We start from the raw sequence: 841 nt of genomic DNA, 5'->3' as shown, positions 1-841 counted from the left end.
TCGCTCCCGCACCTGCCAACCCAAAAGCTAAAAATACTATTCAAAAGTAAATTAACCGGAAGCATTAGGACAAGGAGTTTGAGATGTAGGCTTCTATTCTGCTCGGAAGAAAATATGGGCGGCTTTAGTTGGTCTGAAAGTAAGTGTTGTAAACCCAAAAGATCTTATTATGAAAGGATATATATTGAAATTGGGTGATGAAATTATTAATAGGTAATAAATGATGAATAAAGAAAATTGTAAAGGGTATTCTCTTACTCAATTAATCTTTGTAATTGCAATAATTGGGATTTTAACTTCAATAGCTTATCCAAGTTATCAAAAATATATTAGAGACTCTGAAATACGTCAGGCTCTGGCAGCGCTTGTTGAGAGTGCTCAGTTTATGGAACGATTTTATCAGCAGAATGGTAGTTTCAAGAAAACTTCTACAGCGTGGCCTGATTTGCCTAACTCTCGGAGTTTAGAAAACTTTTGTATTTATCCTCATGGGCTTGCTAGAGGCGCGTTAGATGGGAAATTTACTTTAAAAGCAGTTGCATTAGATAAGAATAAAGAACCTAGGGTAATAAAGATTAATGAATCTCTAACGACTTTTATTTGTGAGAGTAGTGCTAGTTCTTGTGATGATGTTACGAAAAACTATTTTTCTGGTGCAGATAAAAACTGTTCTGTATATCGGCTTTAAGAGAGTTTGTGCGGCTATTACTGAATGGTTTGTATACCCATTTAACTGATATTAATTAAGTAGAGTATGAGCTACTAGTTATATATAAAAGGTCGTCTGAAAACTTTTTTCAGACGACCTGAGACCTTTGCAAAATTCCCCAAAATCCCCTAA

General features: G+C 34.8%; 1 protein-coding gene. It reads left to right on the top strand.

Annotated elements, in window-relative coordinates; all coding sequences use genetic code 11:
- The first annotated feature begins 223 nt into the window (after positions 1-223).
- Entirely contained in the window at positions 224-688 is a 465-nt protein-coding gene (locus HMPREF2954_RS06905) for a type IV pilin protein (protein ID WP_045072218.1), read from the top strand.
- Positions 689-841: the final 153 nt, after the last annotated feature.

The organism is Neisseria sp. HMSC067H09 (assembly GCF_001814135.1).
GTDB lineage: Bacteria > Pseudomonadota > Gammaproteobacteria > Burkholderiales > Neisseriaceae > Neisseria.
Note: the sequence above shows the minus strand (reverse complement) of the source record. Positions and strands in the feature narration are given on the sequence as shown.

What these genes read in the sequence shown, in the direction of transcription:
- HMPREF2954_RS06905 (WP_045072218.1), top strand. Translation starts at nt 224, where the DNA reads ATGAATAAAGAAAATTGTAAAGGGTATTCTCTTACTCAATTAATCTTT.